This is a genomic window from Flavobacterium sp. RSP15 (genome assembly GCF_003968755.1).
Lineage (GTDB): Bacteria > Bacteroidota > Bacteroidia > Flavobacteriales > Flavobacteriaceae > Flavobacterium.
On the sequence record NZ_RYDL01000028.1, the window covers coordinates 1 to 2,311 of the forward strand.

Here is a 2,311-nt window from a genome sequence, read left to right on the forward strand (position 1 = left end):
TTTGATAATGCTAGAAAATTTGCTTGTTATGCTGGAACTGCCCCTTTTGAATATAGTTCGGGTTCGAGTATTAAAGGCAGAACCAAAGTAAATCATATGGCAGATAAAAAGATGAAATCAATATTACAAATGTGTGCTTTAGTGGCAGTGAAACACGATCCACAACTCAAAGAATATTATGAAAGAAAAAAAGCAGAGGGTAAGAATGCTATGTTGGTTTTAAACAATGTAAAATGCAAAATTATTGGTCGGGTCTTTTCAGTAATTAACAGGCAAACCCCATACATAAATACATATAAATTTGCCTGCTAATTTTTAAAATATCGCTTGTTTTTTATCATAGAATGCGCGAACGGGCTTTAATAAATCGATACAGATTTAATTTCTTTGGTTCCGGAACTGATCTCCATCTGTAAATAAGCAATGTGAAGCTGTCAGTATATAAACTTTGTCTTTGAAGTTATCCTGATAGTAGATGACACCACTACCGATATAATCATTGTTTAGGAAATCCTTTAATCTTACGGTTAACGTTGTAATTATTTTGTCGAAAGATGATTCTATCATAATGATGTTCAGGAATTAAATGCTTTTACCATCAATTCTTGTTCTCCTCTTGAAATACCTATTTCACTAGCAATGTTTTTCCAATTGCTTGTTGCTTGGAGTACTTCTTGTATGATGGTTTCCATTTGTTCTTTGTTTAGGCGGAAATATTCTCCAACACTTTTTGCTAATTCGAAATCGAGGTCGTTATTATCGGTATCGATATTTAAAGCCAAACCATCCTTTTCAATTGAGGGGTTTAGGTCATAGGCTGGTGACAATATCCAACCTTCTTTGGTCAGGATAAAGCCGTGGTTTCTTAAATGGTCATCTGTGTTTGAAATAGCTATGTTAAATACTATTCTGCGCCATAATTGGTATAAGTTAGCTTCTATATTTGTTCCATGATTACTAATAAATTCGGCTATGTCTAAATAGCTTGCCGGATTGTATCTTCATTGTTTCCAGTCATGGTCATTGCGGATGCAAAGTGTATTCTTTCTCCGTTTTCTCTGTCGAAGCGTTTTGTGAAAAATGTATGGTAGTTCCCCATTATTTTTTCGATACGACATGGTGCCATTTCTATACCCGCATTTATTGCCAATTTATAGGATAGGAATTCCCAGGCACCTTTGTCTGTGGTGTCGGTTTTGGATGGGAATTTGGCAATCCACAGGCTTTTATCATTGTCTAAGATATTGGCTTTTGGTCTAGCTCCTCCGAGTGAAGAACCTGGTGCCATCAACACAGATAGCCATTTTTTTACCTCATCATTGTCATCGTCATTTTCAAAATTAGTAGCTGCATTTTGTAGTTCGCGAATGGATGACCAAGGCGGTGTTGAAGCTGTTTTGTTGTTGTCTAAGAAATCTCCTTCCGGATTTATTTTGAAGCGTAATGCTCCCATACGACTTTCATCGTAAACACCTAACAGAAAATCAATATCATAGAGTGTTGGTGCTTTTTCTCCTTCTTCTTTTGCCCATTGCGCCGCTCTCCGCTTCATCAGTGTTCTTCCCCAAGTGTCGGGCATACTGTCCAAAAAGATTCCGAAGTTTTCTTTTTTGTTTGGGTATTGTGGTCCACCATATAATTGAATGTCCGGGTCTAACAGGAATTTTTGTTCTGATTTTATCCAGTCTTTATTGTATTCAAAGCTGAATGTTTTTTTACCTTTAGCTTGTTGTGCTGATAAGATGCCAATTATCTTGGGTTCAGGTAAACCCTTCCAATGTGCATATACGTATATTTCAGTTTTTATAGACATCTTATATTGTTAAATTGAGATTATACCAGACTGCCACTGGCAGTCCTCCTCTTAAAATCAAATCTTGCCAATGTGCGTAAACGTATATGTCGGTTTTGTTAGTTGCCATTTTATATTATTAATTTACCACCCCGCCCTTTGGGCACCCCTCCAAAGGAGGGGAATTTTAGTGCGAGTTAAGTGGAGTGGTTTTATTTTAGAAGTTCGAGGTCTTGGAGTTTTCTTCCGAGTTCATCGTCTGAAGCTAGTTTTAGGAAATCGTCCTGAAGGCCTAATACTCTGAGTACATTGAAATAAGCACCCATTGCCACACTTGTGTTTCCTAACTCGATTAGGTGTAATGTGGATCTTGAAATGTCGGCTCTCTCCGCGACCTGTATCATAGTGAGTTTTCTTCTTTTACGCGCCATTTTTATGTTTTTAGATATTCCGACGAAAGTACACCACCCATTCCGGAGCAAAGTACACCACGATTCCGCAACAAAGTGCGCCATTTAT

At 37.4% G+C, this 2,311-nt stretch carries 5 protein-coding genes; 1 reads left to right on the top strand and 4 read right to left on the bottom strand.

Features of this window, described 5'->3' with window-relative positions; all coding sequences use genetic code 11:
* Window positions 1-312 (top strand): transposase (locus EKM00_RS14620; RefSeq protein ID WP_148103251.1); only part of this gene is annotated, 312 nt, incomplete at its 5' end.
* A 66-nt stretch (window positions 313-378) separates the two neighbouring features.
* Here EKM00_RS14620 and EKM00_RS14625 read toward each other — a convergent pair.
* From EKM00_RS14625 to EKM00_RS15030, 4 genes are all read right to left on the bottom strand, one after another.
* Window positions 379-567, bottom strand: a complete 189-nt coding sequence (locus tag EKM00_RS14625) for a hypothetical protein (RefSeq protein WP_126516682.1) — start codon at window positions 565-567, stop codon at window positions 379-381.
* An 8-nt stretch (window positions 568-575) separates the two neighbouring features.
* Complete coding sequence (locus EKM00_RS15235; RefSeq protein ID WP_370453944.1) at window positions 576-974, bottom strand: type II toxin-antitoxin system HipA family toxin; 399 nt, start codon at window positions 972-974, stop codon at window positions 576-578.
* A gap of 2 nt (window positions 975-976) precedes the next feature.
* Window positions 977-1,813: a type II toxin-antitoxin system HipA family toxin gene (locus EKM00_RS14630; protein ID WP_370453943.1), complete on the bottom strand. Its 837-nt coding sequence runs from the start codon at window positions 1,811-1,813 to the stop codon at window positions 977-979.
* Window positions 1,814-2,004: 191 nt separating this feature from the next.
* Window positions 2,005-2,307 (bottom strand): helix-turn-helix domain-containing protein, encoded by a 303-nt coding sequence (locus tag EKM00_RS15030; protein ID WP_126516683.1) that lies wholly within the window; start codon window positions 2,305-2,307, stop codon window positions 2,005-2,007.
* Between the last annotated feature and the right edge of the window lie 4 nt (window positions 2,308-2,311).